We start from the raw sequence: 25648 nt of genomic DNA, 5'->3' as shown, positions 1-25648 counted from the left end.
CGTTCGAGGACGAGCCTTCCCGCGCGGAGCGGCCCGCGCCACGCCTCCAGCCTGCGAAATCCGTCCAGCCGGATCCTGCGAAACCGCGAAATCTGCGAAATCCGCGAATGCTATCTTCGCAAGGACGAGGCGTCTCCCGAGAACGGAACGGCACCATGGGACGTACCGCCACCCCCAAGATCTACGCACACGCCAAACTGCGCAGGCTCCGTCGCGAGCAGGGCATGAACCAGGTGGAGTTCGCCCGGTCGCTCTCGCTCTCCACCAGCTATCTGAACCAGATCGAGCACAATCAGCGCCCCCTGACCGCCTCGGTCCTGCTGCGGATCGCGGAGGTCTTCGGCGTCGACCCCGAGTTCTTCTCGGAGTCCGACGACGCCCGCCTCGCCACCGACCTGCGCACCGCCCTCGCCGACGAGGCGTGCGGGGCGCCCGTGCCCGCCGAGGAGGTCACCGACGTCGTACGGGACCATCCCGAGCTGGCGCGCGCCCTGGTCGCGCTCCACCACCGCTACCGGGACGCCGCCGAACGCGTCGCGGCCCTCGCCGCACCCACCGACACCACGGCCCTGCCCGCCGCCGAACCCCACGACGAGGTGCGGGACTTCTTCTACGCCCACCACAACCACTTCGGCGCCCTCGACGACGCGGCGGAACGCGCCGCCGCGGCGCTCGGCACCACGACCGTCGGCCGTACCGCCGACGCCCTGGAGGCCCGGCTCGCGTCCCGGCACGGCATCCGCACCCTCCAGTCCGCGCCGGACCGCACGGCCGACGCCCGCCGCCTCGACGCCGCCCGGGGCCTGCTGTTCCTGTCGCCCTGGCTCAGCGACGGACAGCGCGCCTTCCAGCTCGCCACCCAGCTCGCCCTGCTCGAACGGGGCGACCTGATCGACGAGGCGATCCGCCCGGCCGCGTTCTCCTCCGCACAGGCCACGGGCCTCGCCCGCATCGGCCTCGCCACCTATTTCGCGGGCGCGCTGCTCCTGCCGTACACGGCCTTCCGCGACGCCGCCGAAGGCGTCCGCTACGACGTGGAACTGCTCCAGACCCGCTTCGGCGTCGGCTTCGAGACCGTCTGCCACCGCCTCAGCACGCTCCAGCGGCCCGGCCACCGCGGGGTCCCCTTCTCCTTCCTGCGCGTGGACCGCGCGGGCAACATCTCCAAACGCCAGTCCGCCACCGACTTCCACTTCTCCCGGCTCGGCGGCACCTGCCCGCTGTGGACGGTGTACGAGGCGTTCTCCTCGCCCGGCCGCATCCTCACCCAGGTCGCCGAGATGCCCGACGGCAAGCGGTTCTTCTGGGTCGCCCGCACCGTCCACAGGGGCGGCCACGGACACCGCGCCGCACGGGCCGAGTTCGCCGTCGCCCTCGGCTGCGAACTCCGCCACGCCCACCGGCTCGTCTACGCGGAGGGCGTGACGCTCGACGACCCGCGCGCCGCCACCCCGATCGGCCTGGGCTGCCGGATCTGCGAGCGGCGCGACTGCGCCCAGCGCGCCCGGCCCCCGGCCGGCGGCCGCCTCTCGGTCGACCCCGACCGGCGCACCCACGTGCCCTACCCGGTGGTCACGGACGGCTGACGGACGACCCCGTGGGCCGGCACCGTGCCGGCCCACGGGGGGCGAACGTCAGAAGGACGTCCAGGTGAACGTCACCTGGTCCCCGTTCTCGATCTCGAACTGGCAGCCGCCGACCGGCGTCGACACCCCGTTGACCGAGATGTTCCAGTACGCGGAGCCGCCGCCGCTCACGCCCTTGACGGTCTCCACCGCGTAGTCGTCGAAGGACGCGTACCAGGTGCCGTCCCACGAGAAGGAGTTGCGCTTCGCCGCGTGGTCCAGGGCGGCCGTCGGCGTCGGGACCTTCGTGGCGTGGGCGCCGCCGTTGGTGCCGTCGCACTTGTGGGTGCCGCCGGTCGCCGTGGTGACGTCGTGGCCCCACGTGAAGATCTTCTTCTTGAAGAGCAGCCCGTCCGGGCCCTGGACGGTGACGGTCACCCGCACCGGCGCGTTCGTGAACGCGGCGGGGGAGTGGGCCTGGGCGGCCGGGGCGGTGGTGAGGGCGAGGCCGAGGGCCGCGGTGGTCACGGCGGCACGGCGGAGCAGGGTCTGGCGCACGGATTTCCTCTCGGTGAAGGGATGGAGCGGGAATCAGCCGGTCGCGTCGCCCCGGTCCGCGCTCCGGCCCGCGAAGCGGACCGGAGCCTGGAAACGGGCCTTGCGGGCGGCGCGGCGGAAGACGGTGAGGACGGCGGGGCCGGCCAGGGTCACGCAGACGAAGTTGGTGACGGCCCGCCCGGTGTCCCACCCGAGCGAGGTCGCCAGGTCGAACGCCAGATAGCGCTGGAACTGCTCGGTGAACGGCAGTCCCGGCAGGTACGCGATCGAGCTGTTCGGGTCCAGCGAGAACGGCCAGAACGACAGGTTGAGCAGGAAGCCGAACAGGTACCCGGAGAGCGAGCCGTAGACGGCGAGCATCAGGATCTCCCGCCGGCCGGTCGCCTTCGGGAGGAACCCGGCGAGCATTCCCACGAAGGCGCAGCCGAACATCTGGTACGGCATCCAGGGCCCGACCCCGCCGGTGATCAGCGCCGAGGCGAACAGGGACGTACAGCCCAGGGTGAAGCCGAACCCGGGACCGTACACCCGCCCCGCGAGCACGAGGAGGAAGAAGACCGTCTCGATGCCGGCCGTGCCGGCGCCGAGCGGCCGGATGGCCGCGTTGACGGCGGACAGCACCCCCAGCATGGCGAGCGCCTTGGAGTTGATGCCGCCCTCGGCGATCTCGGAGATCACCACGCAGAGCACGATCACCAGGAGCACGCCGAAGATCAGCGGCGGGGCGTAGTGCGACCCGAACTTCCCCGGCGCGACGAGGAACGGCCAGAAGAACGCGACGAGCCCGAGGAAGGCGGCCATCGCGATGACGATCCCGGCGCGCGGCCCGATCCGGATGGCCGTGACCTGCCCGCTCACGCGTCGTGCTCCGGCCGGGAGGCCCCTTCGAGGACGGCGGTCGCCTGCGCGACCGTCAGATAGGGCAGCGGGCCCAGGATCTTCGCGGTCTGCGGGGCGAAGACGGGCGAGGCCACGATCACCTCGGTGGTGGGGCCGTCGGCCACCACGTCCCCCTCGGCCATGACCACGACCCGGTCGGCGGCGCGGGCGACGAACTCCACGTCGTGCGTGGAGACCACCACCGCCCGCCCCTCGGCGGCCAGGTCGTCGACGATCCGGATCAGCTCCTCCTTGGCCCGGTAGTCCAGGCCCCGGGTCGGCTCGTCGAGGAGCAGGACCCTCGGCGCGGCGGCCAGCTGGACGGCCAGGACGAGCGCGAGCTTCTGTCCCTCGGACAGGTCCCTCGGATGGGTGGTGTCCTCGATGCCGGGGGCGAGCCGGTCCAGGATCTCCCGGGCCGGGGTCCCGCCCGCCGACGTCCCCGACTCGACGTCCGCCTGGTCCAGCTCCTGCTTCACGGTCTCCAGATAGAGCAGGTCGGTCGGGGTCTGCGGCACGAGGCCCACCAGCCGCCGGGCCTCGCCGGCCGGCAGCTTGCGCGGATCGGCGGACGCGCCGGGCTCCGCCCCCGGTATCCGCACCGAGCCCGCCGCGCGCGGCCCCGAGCCCTGGAGGGCCCAGAGCAGCGAGGACTTCCCGGAGCCGTTGCGGCCCATCAGGGCGGTCACCTCCCCGCCGTACAGCCTCAGGTCCACCTCCCGGACCGCCGGGACGCCCCGGTAGGAGACCGTCACCCCCCGCGCGGTCAGCAGCTCCGGGCGCTCCTCCGGCAGCGGCGGGCGGGCCGGTCCCGGCACCGTCCCCGCGAGGCGGGCGCGCAGCGGGGCGGCGGCGCGGCGGGCGTCGCGGATGGTCAGCGGGAGCGGGGACCATCCGGCGGCGCGGCCGAGCTCGACGACGGGCGGGGCGATGGACGTGGTGCGGAAGACCTCGGCGGGCGGCCCGGACACCACCCGCCCGTCACCGGGCAGGTGCAGGACCCGGTCGGCGTACTGCACCACCCGCTCCAGGCGGTGTTCGGCGAGCAGCACGGTGACGCCGAGGTCGTGGACGAGCCGGGTGACGGCGGCGAGCACCTCCTCGGCGGCGGTCGGGTCGAGCGCGGAGGTGGGCTCGTCGAGGACGAGGACCCGGGGGTGGGCGGTCAGGACGGAGCCGATGGCGACGCGCTGCTGCTGCCCGCCGGACAGCTCGTGCAGGGCGCGGTGGCGCAGGTCGGCCAGACCGAGCAGATCGAGGGTCTCCTCCACCCGCTTGCGCATGGTCGCCGGAGGAACCGCCAACTGCTCCATGGTGTAGGCGAGTTCCTCCTCGACGGTGTCGGTGACGAAGCCGTCGAGGGGGTCCTGCCCGACGACGCCGACCACATCGGCGAGCTCGCGCGGCGGATGGTCGGCGGTGTCCCGGCCGTCGACCGTCACCCGCCCGTACAGGGTGCCGCCGGTGAAGTGCGGGACGAGACCGTTGACCGCGCCGAGGAGGGTCGACTTGCCGACCCCGGTGTGGCCGACGACGAGGCAGAGCTCGCCCTCCTCCACGGTGAGGTCCACGTCCCGCAGGACGGGCGCGTCCGTGTCCTCGTACCGGACGGTGACCTGGTCGAAGGTGATCACTCGGTTTCCTTGGTGCGCTGTGCCGGGACGCCCGGCCGGACGGGCGGGCTCGGGGGCGGGGACAGGAATCCCGCGGTCCCCGCCAGGAGGATCGCGGCGGCCGGCACCAGGGGCAGGGTGGGCCAGCTCAGCGGATAGATGGACGGGTTCAGCTCGGCCGCGTCGAAGCCCGCGTTGCTGAAGAGGAGCACGGCCGAGAGGACCCCGCAGCCGGCCACCGCCCACTCCGGGAGCCGCCACGGGTCGGGCCGGTAGGTGGTACGGGTCACCCGCCGCCCGCCGAGCCGCAGCCCCCCGAAGCAGAGCAGGATCCCGACGCCCATCGCGGGCAGGCCGAGCAGGGTCGGCGCCGTCGCGTCCAGGAGCCCGTACGCCCCCGCGCACAGACCGCACATGCCGAGCAGCATCAGGGCCCCGGTGGCGCGGCGCGAACCCCGGGTGGCGGTCCCGGCCCGGCCGTAGCCGCGCGAGTCCATGGCGGAGGCCAGCCGCAGCGAACGCTCCAGGGCGTCTTCGAGGACGGGCACGACGAGGGAGCGCAAGGCGCGGAACCCCTTCGCGCGCCCGGCCCGCAGCCGGCGCGCCCGGTGCACGCGCTGGACGCTCTGCACCAGTTGGGGCGCGACGCTGATCGACACCGTGACGGCGACGCCCAGTTCGTACAGGGCGCCGGGCAGCACCCGCAGCGCGCGCTTCGGGTTGGCCAGGGTGTTGGCGGCGCCGATGCAGCACAACATGCACGCGAGCCGCAGTCCGTCGGTGGCGGCCGAGAGCAGCGCCTCCAGCGACACCGGGCCGCCGATCTGGATGCCCGCGTACCAGTCGGGTGTGGGGAGGTGCGGCAGGGAGAAGAGGAAGTGGTCGTGCGGGGTGATGCCGGTCGCGAACACCGCCCGGAACACCACCCGGATCGCCACCACGGTCAGGGCCAGGTAGAGGTAGTACTTGAAGCCGCGCGCCCAGGGGGCCTCGGTGCGGCGCACGGTGATGACGTATCCGAGGACCGCGAGGACCAGGAAGAGCAGCAGCGGGTTGTTGGTGCGGCTGACGGCGGTGGCCAGGGCGAGCGCCCAGATCCACCAGGCCACCGGGTGGAGCGTGCGGGGCAGCCGCCGGCCGCCCGCGTCCGGAGCGGTGTCCGGTCGGGGCGGCCCGGTGGTGTCCACCGGGGGCGCGGTGCGGGGCACGCGGCTACTCCGTGGGGCGGCGCTTGGCCGCGTACCAGGCGGCGCCGCCGATCAGCAGGACCAGCGCGCCGGTCGCGACGGCGGGCAGGAAGGAGCCCGCGTCGTGCTTTGCGTCGGCGCTGGGAGCCGCGTCGACGACCCGGGGCCCGGAGGCGGCCGCGCTCGCCGCGGGCGCGGAGGTGCTCGGCGCCGGGGCGGTGGTGGGCGGACCGCTCGGGGTCGTGGACGCCGTCGTGGGCGTGGGCTTCGGCACCGGGGCGCTGCTGGTGGGCGGCGGCGGCGGGGTGGTGGGGGCGGGCGCGGTGGTGCGGGGCGGGTCCGACGGTACCGGCCGCTCGGGCGCGGGTCCGGTGTCGGTGCCCGGCGGCAGCGGCGCTGCGGTCCGGGTGTCCCGGGGGGCGGGCGCGCTCCCGCCCGTCGGCCGGGTGTTGCGGGCGCGCAGCTGGTCCGGGGTGACGGTGGGCCGTCCCTCGGTGCCCTCGATGTTCGTCCCGCCGAAGATCCACAGGTCGACGCTGCCCGGCTTCGGCTTGTAGAGCATCGCGCCGAGCTGGCTGTACGTCCAGGTGTTCTGCCCCGGGTCCGCGTGCCAGTACGACCAGTAGGCGGAGGCCGGCGGGGTGAGGACGCAGTCGTCCTGCTGGGGCGTCGGGTACTGCCTGCCGCCCTGGTGGCCGCTGTAGCCGATGCGGCAGATGAAGGCGGGGCCGTCGTGCCCGGTGCCCGTGGTGCGCCAGCCGCCCTGGTTGAGCAGCTCGTACCCGGTGGTGGGGGTGGTCCCGCAGGAGCGGTAGATCGGGCCGCCCCAGCGGCTGAAGTCCACCGCGAGGACCACGCCGGAGCTGGTCGTGCACTGCCCCATGGGCTGCGGGGCCGCCGCGGCGGGGGCCGCGGTGGCGGCCAGTGCCGCCACCGTCAGGCCCAGCGCCCCGGCCGCCCGCCCGAGGAGCGCGCGGAAGGACCGGGCCCTCATGCCTGCTCCCCGGGGGCGGTGCGGCGCCGGCGGGCGGCGCGGGTGGTGCCGTATCCGGCGAGGACGAGGAGGAGCGCGGCGGCGGCGAGCGCCGTGGCCCGCGTGCCGGTCGCGGCGAGGCTGCCGCCGGTGCCGTTACCGCCACCGGTCCCGCCGGTTCCGCCGTTGCCGCCGGTTTCGCCCGGGGTGACGATCACGGGCGTGGTCGGGCTGCCGCTGGGCGCGGGCGGCGCGGTGGTGCCGTCCAGGCTGCGGCTGAGGGTGCCGAAGGAGATGCCGGTGGTGCCGCCGAGGGCCTGCGTGGAGGCGCGGACGTCGGAGCCGGGCTGGCCGCCCTTCGCCACGTTGAAACCGCCGTCGGCGTTCTGCTGGGAGGCGAGGAACGCGCGGGCCTTCGCGAGGTGCTTCTCGTACGACGGGGCGTCGAGGGTGAGGCCCTGGATCGCGAGCGCGGCGGAGTTGACCGAGTTCCCGGAGGCGCCGGGGAAGCCGCCGTCGGTCTTCTGCTGGGAGGCGAGCCAGACCAGCGCCTTGTCCACGGCCGCCTGCGAGTCCGCGTCCGGGAGCAGGTCGAGGGCCATGGCGGCCATCGCCGTGGAGTCCACCTCGACCCCGCTCGGCTCGCCGATCAGGCTCGGCCAGGCGCCGGACGGCTCCTGGAGGCCCCGCAGATAGGCGGCGGGGTCGGCGGCGGCCGCCGACTCGCCGGCCCGAATCTGGGCGATGACGCCGAGGGACTGGGAGAAGACGGAGGTGGCGTAGGCGTAGTTGCCCCTGGCCGCGCAGGAGCGGTCCGGCGCGGGGGTCTTGGCGGCGCAGACCGCGTCGGCGAGCGCCGCGATCAGGTCCCGGCCGCCGAAGTTCCGGGGGTCGCGGCCCACGGCCTCGGCGAGCACCGCCGCCTTGCCGATCGAGCCGCCGCCCGCGTACTCCGTGCCGATGCCGGTCCAGTCGTGCAGGCCGCGGCCGGTGCCGTCCCGGCCCTTCCCGTCGAGGAAGTCCACGACGGCGCGCAGGGCGTTGTCGTCGGTGCCGGTGGCGGCGAGCGCGTAGGCGCCGTCGATGGTCAGGCCGAAGTCGGCCATGCCGGTGCCCGGGGTGTTCTCGTAGTACCGGCCCTGGAGGAGCCGGGACGGGTCCGTGAGGTAGGCCGTGCCCTTCGCCAGGTCGGGGGAGGGGCCGGACGGCTTGTTCGGCCCGGTCGGCGTCGGACGGGTCGGGGTGGGCTCGGTCGGCGTGGGCTCGGTGGGCTCCGTGGGCGTCGGCTCGGGGTTCCCGCCGGTCAGCGTCACCAGGTCGCTCTTGGCGCCCGCGATCACGGCCGGGGTGGTGGCGTAGAGCAGGGCGTCGCCGCCCTCCTCGAAGGGGAAGCCGCCGTCGCCGAGCTGCTGCCGGGACAGCCAGGACACGGCGGCGTCGGCCCGGGCGGTGTCGCCGAGGGCCCGCATGGCCTGCGCGGCGAAGCCCGTGGCGTACGGGCTGCCCGTGGTGTTGTACCAGACGGCGGGCAGCGCCCCGGTCGGCAGCTGGGCCTTCCGCAGGTAGGCGCGCGCGTCCTTCACGACGGTGTCGTGGCCGCCGGCCCGCTGGAGCGCGAGCACGGCCAGACCGGTGGCGCCGGCCTCGCTGTCGCAGGCCCCGAGCGGCGGGATCAACATGCTGCTGAAGCCGCCGTCCTCGCACTGGAGCTCGGTCAGCCGGGTCACCGGGCCCGCCGGGGGCGTGACCCCGCCGCTCAGCAGGGCGACGAGGGCGAGGGCCTGCCCCTCGGCCTGGTCGTTGCCGGTGCGGAAGTCGCCCTTGTGGGCGCAGCCGGGCACCGGCGCCGGCGCGTCCGAGCCGGTCTCGCAGACGTTCTTCAGGAGGTCGTCGAGGAGGTCGCGGCCGCCGAAGGCGCGCGGGTCGCCGCCGGTCGCCTCCGCGACCAGCGCGAGCCGGGCCGCGGCCGTCGTGTCGGGCGCGGACTTGTCGCCCTCGGGGTGGAGGTACGCGTCGGTGACCTCGGGCCGGGCGAGGTACGCGGCCGCCTTGCGGGCGACCGGGCTCTCGGCGTCGACGGCGGTCAGGGCGAGGGCGATCTCCGCCGTGGCCTGGTGGTTGCGGTACTCGCTCGGCTCGTCGACGACGCGCTCGCCGTCGGTGAGCCGGCCGGCCAGCCAGCGGGTGGCGTTCTCCAGGGAGACCGAGCCCGGCGGGACCTGGGGGACCGACGGGTCCGTCGGCTCGGGCGGGGTGACCGTGCCCGCGCGCACGTCGGCGGGGGTGAACTTCGGCCGGCCCTTGGTGCCGTCGATGCTGGTCGCGCCGAACACCCACGCGTCGACGTCGCCGTGCTTCGGCTTGCGGGCCATGGCGCCGAGCGGGCTGTAGGTCCAGTTCTTCTGGCCGGGGGAGGCGATCCAGTACGACCAGTAGGCGCTCGCCGGCGGGGTGACCTTGCACGGCTCGGCGGCGGGGGTCGGGTACTGCGTACCGGAGTTGAAGGAGGGCTTGCCGATCCGGCAGATGAACGCCGGGCCGTCCTTGACGGTTCCGGCGGTCGTGAACCCGGCGTCGCGGAGGAGCTCGTAGCCGGTGGTGGGCGTGGCGTCGCAGCCCCGTTCGAGCTTCCCGCCGAACGGGCCGAAGTCGACGGCCACGATCGCGCCGGTGGTCGCCGTGCACTTCTCGAGGGGGTCCGCGCTCGCGGGCACGGCCGGAGTGAGGAAGGTCACCGCCCCGCCGGTGGCGAGCAGCCCCGCCGCCACCAGGGCGGTCGGCCGCCGTCTTCCGCCCGTCCGCCGACTGCCCCACCGCTCGGTCCCCACGGCCCCTCGTCTCTGCCGGGCGGCCGGATGCGTGGTGGCGCGGCTCCCCGGAAACGTCCGGAGAGACGGTGACGACCACGCCGTAGTCCGCGACGGCGTTCTGCGCTCGTTCACATCGCTCCGGGCAATCCGGCTCGCCCGGGACGGTGCCGGGCCTACGGTTGCGGGTCAGCGCCGGAATTCGACCGGCTTCCCCCAGAGGTGAGTGCTTATCAGCGGGTCATGGAACACGCATCCGGAGAGCGCGTCAAGGTGAGCCGCGTCTCAGCCGCGCGGCGCCCGTTCCGCCCTGTTCACGCGGCTGGCGGACCGGTGACCGCTCGGGTAGCGTCCGGTCCCGCCAGATGGGGGAACCCGGTGCGAATCCGGGGCTGACGCGCAGCGGTGTGGAACGGCGGGGGCCGTGTCCGAGCCCGAATGCCCATACGGCGCAGCAGCAACAGGAAGCCGTACCACGCGACTCGGACGGCGGCCCCCCGGCTCCGTGTGCCCCGGCACTCCGTCCGAAGCCCGGTGCGGTCGGCGTCCGCCGATTCCAGGAGCAGGCCATGTCCCGTCCCCGCACCCCCCGTCGCCTCGCGCTCACCACGACGGCGGCGCTCGGCGCCCTCGTCCTCACCGCGCTGCCGGCCTTCGCCACCTCCACCCCCGCCCAGATCGCCACCTCCAAGACCAACGGCGTCGCCTACCTCAAGTCCCTCCAGGCGGCGGACGGTTCCTACGCCGGATCGGGGCTCTCCAACGAGTGGGCGTTCAGCGCCTTCGCCGCCGCGGGTACGGCCGTCGTCGACGTGGCACCCGGCGGCGACACGACGAAGAACGCGCGCACCGTCTACCGCAACCTGCTCTCCACGTCCGGCTGGCCCTCCGCCTCCCCGGTCGTCACCGACTACGAGCGCGGCATCCTCAACGCGTACGCCGCCGGCATCGACCCGGCCCGCGTCTCCGCCTCCCGCAACCTGATCGCGCACGTCTACGGCTACTGGCAGACCGCCGAGCCGGGCTACTTCGGCCCCTCCGCCAACTTCAACGGCACCGTCTTCGCCGCCCTCGCCCTCGGCGGCGCCAGAACCCAGGCGGGCGGCGCCCGGGTGCCGCAGGCGCTCACCGACGCCCTGGTCGCCCGCGTCCGCGCCAACCAGCACAACGACGGCGGCTGGACGTACCAGAAGGTCGAGGGCGACCCCACGGCGCTCAACACCGCGAGCGACATCGACATGACGGGCGCCGCCATGGCCGCCCTGTGCACCTCCGGCGTCCCGAACACCGACACCGACGTCGTCCAGGCGAAGAACTTCCTCAAGGGCAAGCTCGTCTCCTCCAGCGGCGCCTTCAACTCCCTGTACGGGGTGAACACCAGCTCCAACGGCTGGGCGGTCTCCGGCCTCAACGCCTGCGGCATCAACCCGCAGTCCGCCGACTTCACCACGGTCCCGGGCAAGACGCCGATCGACTTCCTCCTCGCCAACCAGTACAACCCGGGCGGCGGGTTCAAGTACAAGCCGGCCGACACCACCCCCTCCGCCTACTCCTCGATCGACGCCCTGCGGGGCGTCGTCGGCGGGGGCTTCACCACCGCCCCGCCCACCCCGGTCACCCCCGGCGCCCCGAAGTGGGTCGCCCAGTCCTCCTTCACCGCCGGTACGGCCACCAAGCTGGCCCTGACCGTCGACGACGGCGCGGGGAACCTGAAGGTCTGCTCGGTCTCCTTCACGCCCACCGGAACGACCACCACCCTCGGCGACGTCCTGGGCGCCGCGACGACCGCCGCCGCCCCCGCCGGCTGCGTCACGAGCGTCACCCCCGCCTCCGGCACCGGCACGATCACGGCCGTCAACGGCAAGGCGAACAGCGGCTCCCAGACGTGGAAGGTGAGCGTCGACGGCTCCGCGTTCGCGGGCGCCACCCGCGACAAGGTGATCAACGTGGGCGACACGATCGCGCTCCGCTGGGGCGCGTGACCCCGGGCCGGGGCCTCCTGGGGGACAAGAGAGCCTAGGAGGCCCCGGCCGCGTTCCTGAGCCGCCGGGCGCGGATCTCGCGCACCGACAGGAGGACGGCCGCCAGGTTGAGGGGGAAGGCGACCGCGTCCGCGACCTCGCGGACGTCGACGGAGCGCAGGAGGCTCGCGGCCAGGGCGAGCAGGAAGAGGGCCAGCGGCAGGAAGCGCCGCCACGCCGGAAGCTCCCGCATCCGCGCGACGGTCACGGTGCACAGGACGAGCGAGCCGAACACGGCGATGCCCGCGAGGGCGACGAGGACGAGCACCGGGACAGCCTCGCCCACCGGCCCCCTCCCGTCATGGGTGTCACCACCCATCTTCGGCGCCGGTCAGGACGCGGAGACCGGGCCCGGCGGCAGGTGGACGGTCATGATCAGGTGGCAGGTCCCGGTGCCGGCGCCCCGGTAGGCGTGGGCGGTGTCGCCGTCGAAGACGGCGGTCCGGCCGGCCCCGACCGGGTGCTCGACGCCGTCGACGACCAGGACCATCCGGCCCGAGGTGACGCTGACGGTCTCGACGACCCCGGCCTGGTGGGGGTGGCTGGAGTACTCCTCGCCCGGTTCCAGCCTCCAGCGCCAGACCTCGACCGGCGCCGGGCCCGGGGTCGTCAGCACGAGCCGGGCCTCGCCGCCCTCCGCACCCGTCCACAGCGGCGTGACGCCGGCGGAGTCCACCACGCGGACGCGGTCCTCCGCCGGGCCCTCCAGCAGGGCGGACACCGAGACCCCGAGGGTGTCGGCCAGCCGGACCAGGGTGGCGAAGTTGGGGTTGCCCTGGGCCTTCTCCAGGCCCACCAGGGCGCCCTTGCTGACCTTGGCGCGCCGGCCGAGCTCGTCGAGGGACAGGCCCGCGCGGACGCGCGCCGCCCTGACGTTCTGCGCGAGCGTCCGCAGGGCCGCCTCTGTCTCGGCCACTTCGATCCCCCTTCTCGCTTCCCGCGGGCCGATTCCCGCGAGCGGATCACTGGAATGTACCGCCCGGTCGATCGGTTGACACATGGCGGTCGGTTCGTTGTACGGTGCGGTCGTTCCAGTGAAACAGTGAGGAATGTTCCGTGATCGCTCTGCTGCTGGCCCTGGGCAGCTCCCTCGCCTACGGCTGCGCCGACTTCCTCGGCGGCCTGGGAGCCCGCAAGGCCCACGTCCTGCGCACCGTGATGGTCGCCGCCCCCGCCTCCCTCGCGGTCGAGCTGCTGCTGTGGCCGTTCCTCGGCGCCTCGTTCGACGCCGGGGCCCTCGGCTGGGGAGCCGCCTCCGGCGTCGCCTCGGCCGCCGCCTTCGTGCTGCTCTACCGGACCCTGGCCCTCGGCCCGATGAACGTCCTGTCGCCCGTGACCGCCTTGGTCTCCGCCGTCCTCCCGGTCGGCGTGGGCCTCCTCCAGGGCGAGCACCTGGGGGCCGCCGGCCTCCTCGGCCTGCCGCTCGCCCTGGTGGCCGTGGTGCTCGTCAGCGCCGGGCACGGCGCCGGATCCGCCCGCCCCTCCCGTACGGCCCTGCTCCTCGCCCTCGGCGCGGGCGCCGCCATCGCCCTGCAGCTGGTCTTCCTCCACCAGGCGCCCTCCGACAGCGGGGTGGCCCCGCTGATCGTGGGCCGGGCGGTCTCCTCGGCCGTCACCCTGGCCGCCGCGGGGCTGACGTACCGCAGGCTGGGCCCCGAGAAGCCCGCGTACGCGGTGTCGGCCGCCGCCGGGGTGCTCGACTCGGTGGCGAACCTGCTGTTCCTGCTCGCCGTGCGCGGCGGGGACCTCGCCGTCGTGGCCGTGGTCACCGCCCTCTACCCGGCCGGCACGGTGCTGCTCGCCCGAGGCGTCCTCGCCGAACGCGTCCACCGGGGCCAACTCGTCGGCCTCGGCACGGCGGCCGCCGCCGTCAGCCTCCTCGCCCTGGCCTGAGGAACCGGCCGCACCGAGCCCAGGCGCCTGAGGGTCCCGGGCCGCACCGAGCCCTGGCGCCTGAGGGCCCGGGGTCGCATCGACCCCGCACGAAACCCCGCACGAAACCCCGTACGCACCCACGCGGACCCCGCAGGAAACGGAGCCCCCATGGTCACCTTCCGCCTCGCCCCCGCCGTCGCCGACGCCTTCCCCGGCGCCCGCGTCGCCCTGGTCACCGCCACCGGCCTGCGCGGCCGCGAGCCCTGGCCCCGCACCGCCGCCGCCGTGGAGGAGCTCGAACGGCGGCTCGCCGACGGCACCTGGAGCCCCGCCGACGAGACCGACCCCCGCGTCGAGGCCTGGCACGCCGCGTACCGCTCCTTCGGCACCAACCCCCGCCGCGTCCGCCCCAGCGTCGACGCGCTCGGCCGCCGCCTCGCCAAGAAGGGGACCCTGCCGCGCGTCAACCCGGCCGTCGACTCCTACAACGCCGTCTCCGTCCGCCACGGCCTGCCCGCCGGCGCCTTCGACCTCGACCGCGTCACCGGCGACGTCGACATCCGCCCCGCCCACGGCACCGAGACCTTCACCCCGCTCGGCGAACCCGACGCCGTCGAGACCCCGAAGCCCGGCGAGATCGTCTACGCGGACGCCGCCGGGATCCTCACCCGCCACTGGAACCACCGCGACGCCCACCGCACCCGCGTCACCGAGGACTCCGTCCGGGTCGTCTTCGCCCTGGAGACCCTCCGCGCCGACCGCGACGGCGGCCTCCTCGACGGCGCGGCGGACGAGCTGCGGGCCCTGCTCGCCCCGCACGCGGAACGGACCGCGGTCCACCACCTCGACTCGGCCCGCCTCCACGCCACCGTCTGAACCCCGCCCGGACGCCCGCCCGATCAGGCCGCCTCGTCCGCCTCGCCGGGCGCGGGGGCGGTGACGACCCGGGGCAGGGCGCCGGGGTGCTCCCGGGCCAGCCACCGCACGAGCTCCTCCCGTACGGCGCAGCGGGTCGTCCACAGGTCGTCGGCGTCCTTGGCGGTCACGATCGCGCGGACCGTGATCGAGGTCGGCGACGTGTCGGTGACGGCGAGGTCCCAGCCCCGCCCGTCCCAGCTGGAGCAGCCGGCCAGGAACGCGCGCAGGTGCGCCCGCATCAGCGCGACGGGCGTCGAGTGGTCGCAGTGGACGAAGACCGACCCCGTCATCTGGGCGCCGCCCCGCGACCAGTTCTCGAACGGCCGGGAGGTGAAGTACGAGACGGGCAGGGTGACCCGGCGCTCGTCCCAGGTCCTGACGGTGAGGAAGGTCAGCGTCACCTCCTCCACCGTCCCCCACTCGCCGTCGACGACGACCGTGTCCCCGATGCGGACCATGTCGCCGAAGGCGATCTGGAAGCCGGCGAAGAGGTTGCCGAGCGTCGACTGCGCGGCCACGCCCGCCACGATGCCGATGATTCCGGCCGAGGCGAGCAGGGACGTGCCGAGGGTGCGGAACGAGGGGAAGGTGACGAGGGCGGCGGCGCCCGCGAGGACCCCGACGGCGACCGACACCACCCGCATGATCAGCGTGACCTGGGTACGGACCCGGCGCAGCCGCGCCGCGTCCCGCGCACGCCCGGCATAGCGCGCGTACGAGGACTCGACGACGGCCGAGGCCGCCCGGACCGTCAGCCAGGCGCCGCCGCCTATCAGGCACAACAGCAGGACGTGGTCGATCAGCCGGGCGTGCTCCTCCAGCACCGTGAAGGTCGACGCCGGATAGGTCCAGCGGAGCAGGGCGGTCAGCAGGACGACGAACAGTGGCGTACGGCAGCGGCGCAGCAGCCCCCACAGCGGTGTCTCGTGGTGCCGCGCGTCCGCGTGACGCGCCAGCAGGTCCGCCGCGCGGACCACGACGAACGCCACGAGGGCCGAGCCGCCGACGGAGGCCGCCAGGCGAAGAACGCTCTCCATGTGCTCCCCACTGGATGAGTCGGACGGGTTCGTCGAGGACGCCTGACCGCCGACCGGCGCCCCAAACATCTCGCCGCCGCCCCCGGGGTCACCCCACCCGGGCCTTCGGCGCCCCGTCGCCGCCGCGCCACCACGCGAGGGCGACGAGGGATCCGGCCAGGACGAGGGCCGCGACGACGCGGAAGCCGAAGGACATCGCGGTGGAGAAGACCTCCGAGCCGTGGGAGGACAGGGACGTCCCCATGACGGCGACGCCCAGCGCGCTGCCGATCTCGCGGGTCGCGCCGTTCAGGCCCGAACCGAGACCCGCCCGGTCCTGCGGCAGCGAGGCCATGACGGCGGCCGACAGGACGGGCACGCACAGGCCCATGCCCAGGGAGAGGACCACGAGGCAGAGCGCGTAGAGGACGTACGGGGTGGAGGCGGTGGCGAAGGACATCAGGACGAGCCCGATGACGATCCCGGCGAGCCCGGCGGCGACGACGCCGTCCCCGAAGCGGGCGGCCAGCCGGATGCTGTGCCGTGAGGCGGCCATCATGCCGACCGCGAGGGGGAGGATCGCGCAGCCCGCGACCAGCGGCGAGTACCCCTTGGCGTATTGGAGGTACTGGGCGTTGACGTAGAAGAGGGAGAACAGGCCGAAGAACGCGACCCCGACGCCGAGCGAACCGGCCCGCAGCCTGCGGACGCGGAAGACGCGCGGATCGAGCAGCGGACGCTCCGCGCGCAGCGAGCGCGCCGTGAACAGCGCGAGCAGGGCGGCCGAGAGCAGCAGCCCGCCGATCACCCGCACGGACGTCCAGCCCGACGAGGGCCCTTCGACGATCCCGTACAGCAGGGCTCCGACGCCCGCGACGAGCAGGGCCGAGCCGACCGGGTCCGGTGCCGCGGGCCGTCGCTCGCCGCGCGGTGCGAAGCGGGCGGCCAGCAGGCCGAGGACCGCGGCGAGCGGCGCGACCGTCAGGAACAGGCCCTGCCACGGCAGGTACTGGAGGGCCAGGCCCCCGCCGACGTTCCCGACGACACCGGCGATGCCGGTCGCGGCCGTCCAGACGGCGACCGCCTGCGGCCGCCCGGCCGGTTCGGTCACCTCCAGCATCAACGACAGGGTGGCCGGCATGACGAGCGCCGCCCCGACGCCGGTGACGGCCCGTCCGGCGATCAGGACGGCCGTGCCGGGGGCCGCCGCCGAGACGAGGGCACCGGCCGCGACCAGCGCGAGACCGGTCAGCAGCGCGCCCTTGCGGCCGTACCGGTCGCCGAGCGCCCCGGCGGGGATCAGCAGACAGCCGAACACCAGCACATAGGTGTCGACGATCCACAGCAACTGGCCGGGGGAGGGCGCGAGGGCGCTCGCCGCCAGCTTCGGGATCGCGAGGTTGACCGCCGCCACCAGCGACACCACCAGCACGGAGCACGCCGCCATGACGGCGTACACGGCCCGGCGGCCGACGGTATGCGGCGTGGAACGCACTTCGTCCAGGGTCATGCTTCATCCAGGGACATGGGAGGGATCTTTCGTTCGAAGAGACCGAAGGAGTGGGCCGGCCGACCGCACCGCCACGGTAGGGTCGCAGCGGACTTGCCTTCAAATGCAACTTTGCGAAGAGATAAGTGCACACGATGCAACTGAACCTGGATCTGAACCTGCTGGTCGCCCTGGACGCCCTCCTGGAGGAGGGCAGCGTCGGCGGCGCCGCCGACCGGCTCAACCTGTCGTCGCCCGCGATGAGCAGGACCCTCGGCCGCATCCGGCGCGCCCTCGGCGATCCCGTCCTGGTCCGCTCCGGGCGGGCCATGGTCCCCACCCCGCGTGCCCTGGCGGTACGGGCCGAGGTCCACGAACTGGTCGTACGGGCCCGCGCCGTCTTCGCACCGGCCGGCGAGGTCGACCCGGCCCGCCTCGAACGGGTCTTCACCGTCCAGGCGGACGAGTCCCTGGTCGTCCGCCTCGGCGCGCCGCTCCTGACCCGGATGCGGGCCGAAGCGCCGGGCGTCTCCCTCCGGTTCCTGGGCGAGGGGCCGCAGGACGTGCAGTTCCTCCGCGAGGACCTGGCCGACCTGGAGATCGGCAACATCGCCGGAACCGGCCCCGAGACCCGGATCGAACCGCTCCTGGAAGAGCGCTTCGTGGGTGTCGTCCGCGCCGGACACCCGCTCCTGGACGGCGGGGTCACCCTCGCCGGGTTCGCCGCCGCCGACCACCTCAACCACTCGCGCCGGGGCCGGTTCACCGGACCGATCGACACGGCGCTGGCCGCGCACGGCCTGACGCGAAGGGTCGTGGCCGTCTACCCGACCTTCGCCTCGGCCCTCCTCGCCCTGCTCGACACCGACTTCGTCGGCATCCTCGGGGAACGCGTCCACTCGGCCACGGCCCGCCGCTTCGGCCTGGCCACCTTCCCGATCCCCCTCGACCTGCCGGCCCTCCGCCTCTCCCTCGCCTGGCACCCCCGCTACGAGGCCGACCCCGCCCACACCTGGCTGCGCGGCCTGGTGGCCGAGGTCGTCAGGAGCGAACTGGGCCCCGACCCCGCCTGAACATGCCCCGCTCCACCGAGAGTTGGACCCGAGTTAGCCCTCCGTCCACTTCGGCCGATCACCCCCGGGCGTACATTTCGGCGCATGGACGTACCCGTCGTGTTCCGCTGGATCTTCGCCGCCCTGGCGGTCCTGCACCTCATCACCCTCATCCCCGTCATACGCCGCCTGCGCGCCCCCGAGCCGGGCCCGCGCACCGAAGCCCGCTTCACCCTCCTCGACGCGGCCTTCAGCCTGACGGCCTTTGCCGGCATCGCCTTCGACGTCTTCCCTCTCGCGCTGTGCGCCCTGGCTGCCCTGGCCCTCCTCTACGCGGTGAAGGGAATCCGCTGGTACCGCACCCGCGAACGGGTCTGACCGCGGTGCCGACGCGTCGGCGCGGCGACGCGGCCGAAGGGGGTCAGCGCGCATTCCCGTCCCCTCGACCGGCGGTGCGCGAGCGCCGGTGGGCCGCGACCCGCTCGCGGGTCGCGCACCGGCGGGAGCAGTAGCGGCGCTCCTGCCCGGCGCCCTGGGCGAGGAAGACGTTCCGGCAGCCGGACGCGGCGCAGATCCCGCCCGGCAGGCGCTGGCGGTCCCAGAGGAGGACGGCCAGGGCCATGCACGACGAGGCGAGCAGCCACTCGTCCCAGGGCGCGTCGTCGTCGCCGTCCAGATGGGGGTGCCAGGGGAAGCCGCCGCCGTGGGAGGAGAGCCGCAGGGGCCCCGTGTGCTCCCGCAGGAGGCGATTGAGGACCGCGGCGGCCTCGTCGATGTGCTCGGCGGCGAAGACGTCCCGCAGCAGCGCGGCGGCCGCGCGCATCCCGGCGACGTCGTGGGCGGTGAGGTCGAGGGGCTCCGCCTCGCCGTACGCGCGGAGCACCCCGGCGACCTCGGCCGGATCGGGGGAGTCGTCCGCGAGCACGTTGACCAGGGCTGCGGTCCGCCGTGCGGTGGTCTGTACGGAGTGGAGGCCGGACCGGTCGTCGATGGGGGAGGACACCGGGAGAATGTAACGCACCTTGCGAGTTTTTGAGTTACCTCCGTAACTTCCTTCCGATGAAGAAGCGTTACTCCCTCCCCCTGCACCTCACCGGAGCGGCGGTGGCCCGCACGGGAGACGAGATGTCGGGGCCGGCGCTGATGCTGGCGGGATTCGCCCTGACGGGATCGGCGGCCGACGCCTCACTCCTGCTCGCGGGCGTCACGGTCTCCGCCGTGCTGGGAGGCCCGGTGCTCGGGTCCTTCCTCGACCGCGCGCGACGGCCGGGCCGTCTTCTCGCGGTGGCCCTCGCCCTGTACGCGGCGGGTCTGACGGCGGTCCTCATGGGACTCGGCCGACTGCCGTTCGGACTCACCCTCGCCCTCGCCGTGCTGACGGGGCTGCTCGGACCGGCCCTGTCGGGTGGGTGGACGGCCCAACTGCCCGCTGTCGTCGGAGCGGACCGCCTGGCCCGGGCGAACGCGCTGGACGCCATGACGTTCAGCGCGGCCGGACTGGCGGGCCCGGTCCTCGCCGGAGGCGTGGCCGAGGTGCTGGGCGCCCCGACGGCCGTGGTGGTCTCCACGGTGCTCATCGCCCTCGCCCTGCCGGCGGCGTGGACGCTGCCCGTCCGGATCGACCCGCTCCCGGGAACCCCCGTGCCGGGCGGCCCGGTGACCTCCCTGACCGCCGACCTCGCCGCGGGGAGACCCGCCCTGGCCCGGGCGACCCTGACCTCGGTCGTCTCCTGCGCCGCCCAGGGCATGTCGACGGCCTGTCTCCCCCTTCTGGGCGAGCGGGTCCTGGGCGGGCCCGGGCACGGCGCGATGCTGCTCTCCTGCACGGCGGCCTCCGCCCTGGCGGCTCATGCCGTCCTCGCCCGCTTCCCGCGCGCGATCGCCCCGGACACGCTCCTCTGGGCCGGCGCCCTCGTCCAGGCCGTGGCCTCGGCCTCGGCCGCCTCCGGCCACCCGTTCGTCCTCGTCGCGGCCGCCCTCGTCGCCGGAATCGGCGAAGGCCCCCAACTGACCGGGCTGTTCGCCGTCCGCCACCGGGAGGCGCCGGAACACCTGCGGAGCCAAGTCTTCACCACCGGTGCCAGCCTGAAGATCACCGGCTTCGCCCTGGGGGCCGCGGTCGCGGGACCGGTCGCGAGCGGATCCCTGCCGGGCGCCCTGCTGCTCGCGGCGGGCACGGCGGCCCTCGCGGCCCTGGCCTTCTTCGCCGTCCCCGCGCCCGGGGGCCGGACGGTCTCCGAGTGAGCGCGCGAACGGACGCCGGTGCCTCCGTTTCCGTAGGGACGCGTTCACCCCGCGGACACCCGCAGCCGGACGGCGGGCCAACAAGATCGCGTACACATAACGGGTCCGGTCCGAAGCGCGGCGTCGCCGCGAGCGAAAGGAACCCTCTGTGGATCGCAGGTCTCTCCTCACCGTCGCGACGGGGGCGGTGGGCGCGGTCGCCGCCTCCCAGGTGCCGGCGGGCGCGGCGTCTCCCGGGCACACCGGGCCCGGGCGTCCCGTCGCCGTCTTCAACGTCATCAGCGACATCCAGGGCGACCTCCGGGACCTCGGCACGGCCCTGGAGGACATGAACCGGACCAACCCCCGGAGTTCGGGGCTCGCCGTCGCCGGGGACATCACCCCGCGCGGGTACGACGCCGAGTACGCGGAGGTCGCCGCCGAACTCGCGCGCCACCCCCACGCCCGTACGGTCGCCTGGGCCATCGGCAACCACGAGTTCTACGTCCCCAAGTGGCGCGACCCGTCGACCCTCGCGCAGGACACCTGGCCCAACGGCACCACCGAGGACTCCCTGTTCCGCGGCTTCTACCGGTTCGCCCGCCGGGGCACGGTGCACGCCGAGCACTCCTTCGGCGGCGTTCCCGTCCTGAGCCTCGGCACCGAGAAGTACATGCACTACCACGACCCGAAGCTCTGGGACGAGGTGTGGCTGAGCGAGGCGCAGCTCACCTGGCTCGAACAGCGCCTCGCGTACTGGGCGCGCCGCCGCAAGCCCGTCATGGTCGTCACCCACCACCCCCTGCCGAACACCGTCTCCGGCAGCCACAACCGGCTCTACTCCCGCGACTACCTCCAGGCGGACCGGCTCCTCGGGATCCTCGGCCGCCACCGCGACGTCTTCCTCTTCTGCGGGCACACCCACTGGGACCTCGCCCTGTCGGACTGGTACGTCCGCAGGGTGGTCCCCGGCACCGCCAACCTCGACGGCTTCTCCGTCGTCAACACGGGCGCCGTGCAGACCGGGTACACCGACGACGGCAAGGGCGGCGAGGTCTCCGTCCCCGGCACGTTCAACCAGGGACTCCAGGTCGAGGTCTTCCACGACCGCGTCGTCGTCCGGGCGCGCGACTTCGCCGCCGGCCGCTGGCTGAAGCGGATCACGGTCCCGCTGTCGACGAGCATCTGACGCCCCCGGCCCACCCGGCGAAGCCGCCGCCGGGTGGGCCGTACAGGTGATCGAAAGTCCGTCCGCGGTGACCGCCGGAGCGTCGCGTCGTTCTGCCGGACGTGAAGAAGATGCTCCTCGCGGCCCTCGCGGCCGCCTCCGCCACCGCCCTGATCGCCCCGGCCGCCGCCACCGCGGCCCCGGGCACCGCCGACGCCACCGCCACGGTGGCCCCCGCCGTCCTCGACGCGGCCGTCCCGCCCGCCGCCCGCACGACGGACCCCGCCGGGACGAGGACCGAGTGGCCCGAGACCCTCGGACTGCCGAAGGCCTGGGCCGAGCGGGTGATCCTGCGGGACCGGCCCGACCTGGAGATCGTGCACGTCCCCGAGGGCGCGCTGGTCACCATGGAGTACAACGAGAAGCGCGTGCGGATCGTCCACAACGCCTTCGGCCTCGTCACCCGGGTCCCCGCCGTCGGCTAGGAACCGTCCGGCCAGTCCAGGCACTCCTCGTGGAACCGCCCCGCGAAGGCGTTCCGCGCGTGGGTCCGCATCCGCGGGCCGTACACGGGATCCGCGGCGAGCGAGGAGTAGCCCCCCTCCGCCCGTGCCACGAGGCCCGCCGTCTCCGCCAGATAGACGTCCAGGCCCGGGTACATCAGCTCGACGCACGGCAGATCGTCCACGTCGAGCGCGAACACCGGGTACTCGCCGTACGCGTCCGGCTCGCCCGTGGCGAGGACCCGGCGCGAGTCGGAACCGCCCGGGAGCAGGAAGCACTCGCCGAAACGTTCCGACAGCGCCTCGAACGGCGCTCCCCAGCCGTCGCCGAACTCGTCGCGGCCGATCCGCCCCAGCGTCCGGGGGGTGAAGCGCGACTCCCGGTCGAGCCAGCCGAACCGGCGCAGCAGACCGCTGTCGAACGCCAGCCACCGGCGCAGACTGGGCGGCAGCGGGCGCCCGCTGGGGAAGACGGCCGCCGCGAGCACGTCGTCGGCCAGCGGCTCGGCCGCCCCCGCCAGCCAGGGCCCCGCCCACGCGGCGTAGTCCAGCACCGGCCGCCCCGGATCGGCACGCACCGAGGCGATGACACGGTCGGTCAGCGGTACGCCGTGCTCGGCGGAGGGGTTTCCCATGAGGCGGATCGTCCTGTTCGCGCGTGCGGCCGGCCGTGCCGGATCGGCCCCCAACCTACGGCCACCCACCGACACGCGAGGCGCCCTTCCGCGTCACCCGATTGCCCGCACAGATGTCGTCACCGCCACCGCCCGGTGACGATGACCGCATCGACATCGAGAAGACGGTCGCCGAGACGACCGGTCATCGAGGAGACGAGGGCGTCGCATGGTTCAGGGCTTCTCCAGGGAACCGGGGACCCACGGTCCGCTCACCGAGGTCGCGCCGGAGGGGATCAGGAAGATCACCCTCTGGGCGGCCGCGATCGCGCTGGGCGGCTTCCTGTTCGGCTTCGACACCGGCGTCGTCTCCGGCGCGCTGCTGTACATCAAGAAGGACTTCGACCTCAACTCCTTCGAGCAGGGCAGCGTGGTCAGCGTCCTGCTCATCGGCGCCGTGGTCGGCGCCACCTCGGCGGGCCGCCTCGCCGACCGGTTCGGCCGGCGCAAGGCCCTGCGCCTCATCGGCGTCGTGTTCGTCGTCGGCACCGCGATCGCCGCCCTGGCGAACGGCTACCTGACGCTCATGGCGGGCCGGATCGTCCTCGGCCTCTCCGTCGGCGCCGCCTCCGCCACGGTGCCGGTCTACCTCTCGGAGATCTCGCCGACGAAGATCCGCGGCCGGCTGCTCACCATGAACCAGCTCATGATCACGGTCGGCATCCTCGTCGCGTACCTCGTCAACCTCGCCTTCGCGAGCAGCGAGGCCTGGCGGGCGATGTTCGCCGTCGGCGCGGTCCCCGCCCTGCTCATGATCGCCGCCACGCTGTGGCTGCTGCCCGAGTCGCCGCAGTGGCTGATCGCCCACGGCCGGGAGGACGTGGCCCGCCGGGGCATCGCCGCCCTGACCGACGGGGCGACCGCCGACGAGCTGATCAGAAGGGCCCGGCAGCGCATGGCCGAGGACCGCGAGAAGCAGAGGCGCAACGAGGCGGCGGGCGGAAAGGGGACCCGGCGGCTGCTGGCCCCCGACGTGCGGCCCGCCCTGATCGTCGGACTCACCCTCGCCGCCGTCCAGCAGTTCGCCGGCATCAACACGATCATCTACTACGCGCCGACCATCATCCAGCAGACCGGCCTCGACGCCTCCAACGCCATCCTCTACTCGGTCTTCATCGGCCTCATCAACCTCGTCATGACCCTGGTGGCGATCAAACTGGTGGACCGGGTGGGACGACGGCCCATGGTCCTCGTCTCGCTCGGCCTGATGACGGTCTCGATCTTCATGCTGGGACTCGCGTTCGTCGTGGGCATGAACTCGGAACTGACCCTGGTGTTCATGGTGATCTACATCGCCGCCTTCGCGGGCGGCCTCGGCCCCGTCTTCTGGACGCTGATCGGCGAGATCTTCCCGCCGTCCGTCCGGGCCGAGGGATCGAGCCTCTCCACCGCCGTCAACTGGGTGTCCAACTTCGTCGTCAGCCTCGCCTTCCTGCCCCTGGCCAACCTCATCGGCCAGGGCGAGACCTTCTGGATCTTCGCGGGAATCTGCCTCTTCGCGTTCCTCTTCGTCGGCCGCTACCTGCCCGAGACCCGCGGCCGCGACCCCGAGCAGATCGAAGAGGCCCTCGACGCCCGCTTCAAGCACGAGCCCGACCACCCGGACCGCCCCGGCGGCCCCCGGAAGACGGCATCCCCGCAGAAAGGACGCTCGCGATGAGCGACACCCTCCTCGGCCCCGACGACCTCGAAACGGCCGACGCCCTCGTCCTCTTCGGCATCACCGGCGACCTCGCCAAGAAGATGCTGCTCCCCGCCCTCTACCGGCTCACCGAGGACGACCGGCTCACCGTCCCCGTCATCGGCGTGGCCGCCGGGGACTGGGACGACGAGGCGCTGCGCCGGCACGCCCGGGAGGCGGTCGCCGCCGCCGTCCCCGACCTCGACGAGCAGGTCTTCGCCCGGCTCGCGGCGAACCTGTCCATCGTCACCGGGGACTTCACCGACAAGGCCACCTTCGAACGGCTCCGCGAGGCCGTCGCCGGACACGGCTTCGTCACCCACTACCTGGCGATCCCGCCCTCCCTGTTCACCACCGTCGCCCGCGCCCTCGCCGAAGCGGGCCTCAACCGCGACGCCCGCCTGGTGGTCGAGAAGCCGTTCGGCCACGACCTGGACTCCGCGCGCACGCTCCAGGAGGAGCTGAGCACCTGCTTCGACGACCACCACCTGCTGCGCGTCGACCACTTCCTCGGCAACGCCGCCGTGGAGAGCCTGATGGTCGCCCGCTTCGCCAACACCCTCCTCGCCCCGATCTGGCACCGCGCCTACGTCGACAACGTCCAGATCACCCTCGCCGAGGACTTCGACGTCGCCGACCGCGGCTCCTTCTACGACGCCGTGGGCTGTCTGCGCGACGTCGTCCAGAACCACCTGCTCCAGGTCCTCGCCTTCCTCGCGATGGACCCGCCCAGCGCCTCCAACGCCCGCGCCCAGGGCCTGGAGAAGTGGCGGGTCCTGCACGCCGCCCGCACCATGGAGCCCGCCGCCACCGTCCGCGGCCAGTACGAGGGCTACCTCGACGTCGAGGGCGTCAAGCCGGACTCCACCACCGAGACGTACTTCGCCACCCGCCTGTTCATCGACAACTGGCGCTGGGCCGGCGTCCCCTTCTACCTGCGCAGCGGCAAGGCGCTGGCCGTCACCGCCACCGAGGTGATCGTCCAGCTCCGCACCCCGCCCCTCGAACTCTTCGGCGGCGACGCGACGGAGACCCCGCCCAACCTCATCCGCTTCCGCATCGACGGCGACACCGGCATCCGGGCCGACCTGATGCTCCGCAAGCCCGAGGAGGGCGTGGAACGCCCGGTGACCGTGCCCATCGGCGTCGACTTCGCGAAGGTCCTCGGGCGGCAGGAACTGCCGTACGAGAACATCCTCCGGGGCGCCGTCGTCGGCGACCCCGAGACCTTCGCCTTCTTCCCCACGATCCTGGAGTGCTGGCGGATCGTCGGGCCCGTCCTCGACCCCGCCGAGCCGCCCCTGCCGTACGCCCCCGGCACCTGGGGCCCGGAAGCCGCCGACCGGCTCCCCGACCTGACGCACTGGCACCAGCCGGGCCGACGCCTCTTCGAGGACCTCGGCTGACGGACCGCCACCCCACGGGCGAGGGCGGCGGGAAACGGAC

23 protein-coding genes and 2 riboswitches are annotated in these 25648 nt (G+C 74.0%); of the genes, 11 read left to right on the top strand and 12 right to left on the bottom strand.

Going from position 1 to position 25648, the window contains the following annotated elements; all coding sequences use genetic code 11:
* Nucleotides 1–155: 155 nt before the first annotated feature.
* Nucleotides 156–1586: a short-chain fatty acyl-CoA regulator family protein gene (locus ACIQVI_RS18975; RefSeq protein ID WP_403597068.1), complete on the top strand. Its 1431-nt coding sequence runs from the start codon at nt 156–158 to the stop codon at nt 1584–1586.
* A 48-nt stretch (nt 1587–1634) separates the two neighbouring features.
* Here ACIQVI_RS18975 and ACIQVI_RS18970 read toward each other — a convergent pair whose 3' ends face one another.
* The 6 genes from ACIQVI_RS18970 to ACIQVI_RS18945 are packed head-to-tail and all read right to left on the bottom strand — an operon-like array spanning nt 1635 to nt 9603.
* Nucleotides 1635–2123, bottom strand: coding sequence for a DUF4430 domain-containing protein (locus tag ACIQVI_RS18970; protein ID WP_351974339.1), 489 nt, complete (start codon nt 2121–2123; stop codon nt 1635–1637).
* Between the two features lie 33 nt (nt 2124–2156).
* On the bottom strand, nt 2157–2924 hold the full coding sequence (locus ACIQVI_RS18965; RefSeq protein WP_403598665.1) for an ECF transporter S component: 768 nt from the start codon (nt 2922–2924) through the stop codon (nt 2157–2159).
* A 53-nt stretch (nt 2925–2977) separates the two neighbouring features.
* Nucleotides 2978–4636: an ABC transporter ATP-binding protein gene (locus ACIQVI_RS18960; RefSeq protein WP_403597064.1), complete on the bottom strand. Its 1659-nt coding sequence runs from the start codon at nt 4634–4636 to the stop codon at nt 2978–2980.
* Nucleotides 4633–5823 (bottom strand): energy-coupling factor transporter transmembrane component T, encoded by a 1191-nt coding sequence (locus ACIQVI_RS18955; protein ID WP_403597061.1) that lies wholly within the window; start codon nt 5821–5823, stop codon nt 4633–4635. Before ACIQVI_RS18955 ends, ACIQVI_RS18960 begins: the two co-directional genes overlap by 4 nt.
* 4 nt (nt 5824–5827) lie before the next feature.
* On the bottom strand, nt 5828–6796 hold the full coding sequence (locus tag ACIQVI_RS18950) for a hypothetical protein (protein WP_403597058.1): 969 nt from the start codon (nt 6794–6796) through the stop codon (nt 5828–5830).
* Nucleotides 6793–9603 carry a prenyltransferase/squalene oxidase repeat-containing protein gene (locus tag ACIQVI_RS18945; RefSeq protein ID WP_403597055.1) on the bottom strand — a complete coding sequence of 937 codons (2811 nt, stop codon included), beginning with the start codon at nt 9601–9603 and terminating at the stop codon, nt 6793–6795. Before ACIQVI_RS18945 ends, ACIQVI_RS18950 begins: the two co-directional genes overlap by 4 nt.
* A gap of 122 nt (nt 9604–9725) precedes the next feature.
* Nucleotides 9726–9799, bottom strand: a riboswitch (cobalamin riboswitch).
* A 151-nt stretch (nt 9800–9950) separates the two neighbouring features.
* A riboswitch (cobalamin riboswitch) is annotated at nt 9951–10026 on the top strand.
* A gap of 125 nt (nt 10027–10151) precedes the next feature.
* On the opposite strand from ACIQVI_RS18945, the gene ACIQVI_RS18940 reads away from it, so the two are divergent.
* Nucleotides 10152–11564, top strand: coding sequence for a hypothetical protein (locus ACIQVI_RS18940; RefSeq protein ID WP_403597052.1), 1413 nt, complete (start codon nt 10152–10154; stop codon nt 11562–11564).
* A gap of 34 nt (nt 11565–11598) precedes the next feature.
* On the opposite strand, the gene ACIQVI_RS18935 is transcribed toward ACIQVI_RS18940, so the two are convergent.
* Both ACIQVI_RS18935 and ACIQVI_RS18930 read right to left on the bottom strand, forming a co-directional pair.
* Nucleotides 11599–11889 carry a hypothetical protein gene (locus tag ACIQVI_RS18935; RefSeq protein ID WP_403597049.1) on the bottom strand — a complete coding sequence of 97 codons (291 nt, stop codon included), beginning with the start codon at nt 11887–11889 and terminating at the stop codon, nt 11599–11601.
* Between the two features lie 45 nt (nt 11890–11934).
* Complete coding sequence (locus tag ACIQVI_RS18930; RefSeq protein ID WP_351969849.1) at nt 11935–12519, bottom strand: XRE family transcriptional regulator; 585 nt, start codon at nt 12517–12519, stop codon at nt 11935–11937.
* A 140-nt stretch (nt 12520–12659) separates the two neighbouring features.
* Between ACIQVI_RS18930 and ACIQVI_RS18925 the strand changes: the two genes are divergently transcribed.
* Complete coding sequence (locus ACIQVI_RS18925) at nt 12660–13496, top strand: EamA family transporter (RefSeq protein ID WP_403597045.1); 837 nt, start codon at nt 12660–12662, stop codon at nt 13494–13496.
* A 150-nt stretch (nt 13497–13646) separates the two neighbouring features.
* Nucleotides 13647–14354 (top strand): B3/4 domain-containing protein, encoded by a 708-nt coding sequence (locus ACIQVI_RS18920; RefSeq protein WP_403597043.1) that lies wholly within the window; start codon nt 13647–13649, stop codon nt 14352–14354.
* 23 nt (nt 14355–14377) lie between these two features.
* Here ACIQVI_RS18920 and ACIQVI_RS18915 read toward each other — a convergent pair whose 3' ends face one another.
* Nucleotides 14378–15433, bottom strand: a complete 1056-nt coding sequence (locus ACIQVI_RS18915; RefSeq protein ID WP_351969846.1) for a mechanosensitive ion channel domain-containing protein — start codon at nt 15431–15433, stop codon at nt 14378–14380.
* A gap of 88 nt (nt 15434–15521) precedes the next feature.
* The gene (locus ACIQVI_RS18910; protein ID WP_403597039.1) at nt 15522–16922 is read right to left on the bottom strand and encodes an MFS transporter; all 1401 of its coding nucleotides are present in this window, start codon (nt 16920–16922) and stop codon (nt 15522–15524) included.
* A gap of 134 nt (nt 16923–17056) precedes the next feature.
* On the opposite strand from ACIQVI_RS18910, the gene ACIQVI_RS18905 reads away from it, so the two are divergent.
* Nucleotides 17057–17974, top strand: coding sequence for a LysR family transcriptional regulator (locus ACIQVI_RS18905; protein ID WP_351969857.1), 918 nt, complete (start codon nt 17057–17059; stop codon nt 17972–17974).
* An 84-nt stretch (nt 17975–18058) separates the two neighbouring features.
* Nucleotides 18059–18331 (top strand): hypothetical protein, encoded by a 273-nt coding sequence (locus ACIQVI_RS18900; protein ID WP_403597035.1) that lies wholly within the window; start codon nt 18059–18061, stop codon nt 18329–18331.
* A gap of 43 nt (nt 18332–18374) precedes the next feature.
* Here ACIQVI_RS18900 and ACIQVI_RS18895 read toward each other — a convergent pair whose 3' ends face one another.
* Nucleotides 18375–18956 carry a CGNR zinc finger domain-containing protein gene (locus ACIQVI_RS18895; protein WP_351969843.1) on the bottom strand — a complete coding sequence of 194 codons (582 nt, stop codon included), beginning with the start codon at nt 18954–18956 and terminating at the stop codon, nt 18375–18377.
* A gap of 56 nt (nt 18957–19012) precedes the next feature.
* On the opposite strand from ACIQVI_RS18895, the gene ACIQVI_RS18890 reads away from it, so the two are divergent.
* The 3 genes from ACIQVI_RS18890 (at nt 19013) to ACIQVI_RS18880 (ending at nt 21829) form a co-directional block, all read left to right on the top strand.
* Entirely contained in the window at nt 19013–20197 is a 1185-nt protein-coding gene (locus ACIQVI_RS18890; RefSeq protein ID WP_403597032.1) for an MFS transporter, read from the top strand.
* Nucleotides 20198–20345: 148 nt separating this feature from the next.
* Nucleotides 20346–21365, top strand: coding sequence for a metallophosphoesterase family protein (locus tag ACIQVI_RS18885; protein WP_403597029.1), 1020 nt, complete (start codon nt 20346–20348; stop codon nt 21363–21365).
* A 110-nt stretch (nt 21366–21475) separates the two neighbouring features.
* Nucleotides 21476–21829 carry a serine protease inhibitor gene (locus ACIQVI_RS18880; RefSeq protein WP_351969856.1) on the top strand — a complete coding sequence of 118 codons (354 nt, stop codon included), beginning with the start codon at nt 21476–21478 and terminating at the stop codon, nt 21827–21829.
* Here the strand turns inward: ACIQVI_RS18880 and ACIQVI_RS18875 are convergent.
* Nucleotides 21826–22482, bottom strand: coding sequence for a hypothetical protein (locus tag ACIQVI_RS18875; protein ID WP_403597026.1), 657 nt, complete (start codon nt 22480–22482; stop codon nt 21826–21828). The genes ACIQVI_RS18880 and ACIQVI_RS18875 overlap by 4 nt on opposite strands.
* 208 nt (nt 22483–22690) lie before the next feature.
* Here ACIQVI_RS18875 and ACIQVI_RS18870 point away from each other — a divergent pair, with 208 nt between their 5' ends.
* On the top strand, nt 22691–24181 hold the full coding sequence (locus ACIQVI_RS18870) for a sugar porter family MFS transporter (RefSeq protein ID WP_351969839.1): 1491 nt from the start codon (nt 22691–22693) through the stop codon (nt 24179–24181).
* The gene (zwf, locus tag ACIQVI_RS18865) at nt 24178–25608 is read left to right on the top strand and encodes a glucose-6-phosphate dehydrogenase (protein WP_403597022.1); all 1431 of its coding nucleotides are present in this window, start codon (nt 24178–24180) and stop codon (nt 25606–25608) included. Before ACIQVI_RS18870 ends, zwf begins: the two co-directional genes overlap by 4 nt.
* The last annotated feature ends 40 nt before the right edge of the window (nt 25609–25648 follow it).

Source organism: Streptomyces sp. NPDC098101, assembly GCF_044760185.1.
In the GTDB taxonomy this organism is placed as follows: domain Bacteria; phylum Actinomycetota; class Actinomycetes; order Streptomycetales; family Streptomycetaceae; genus Streptomyces.
This window is presented reverse-complemented; position numbering and strand designations above follow the sequence as displayed.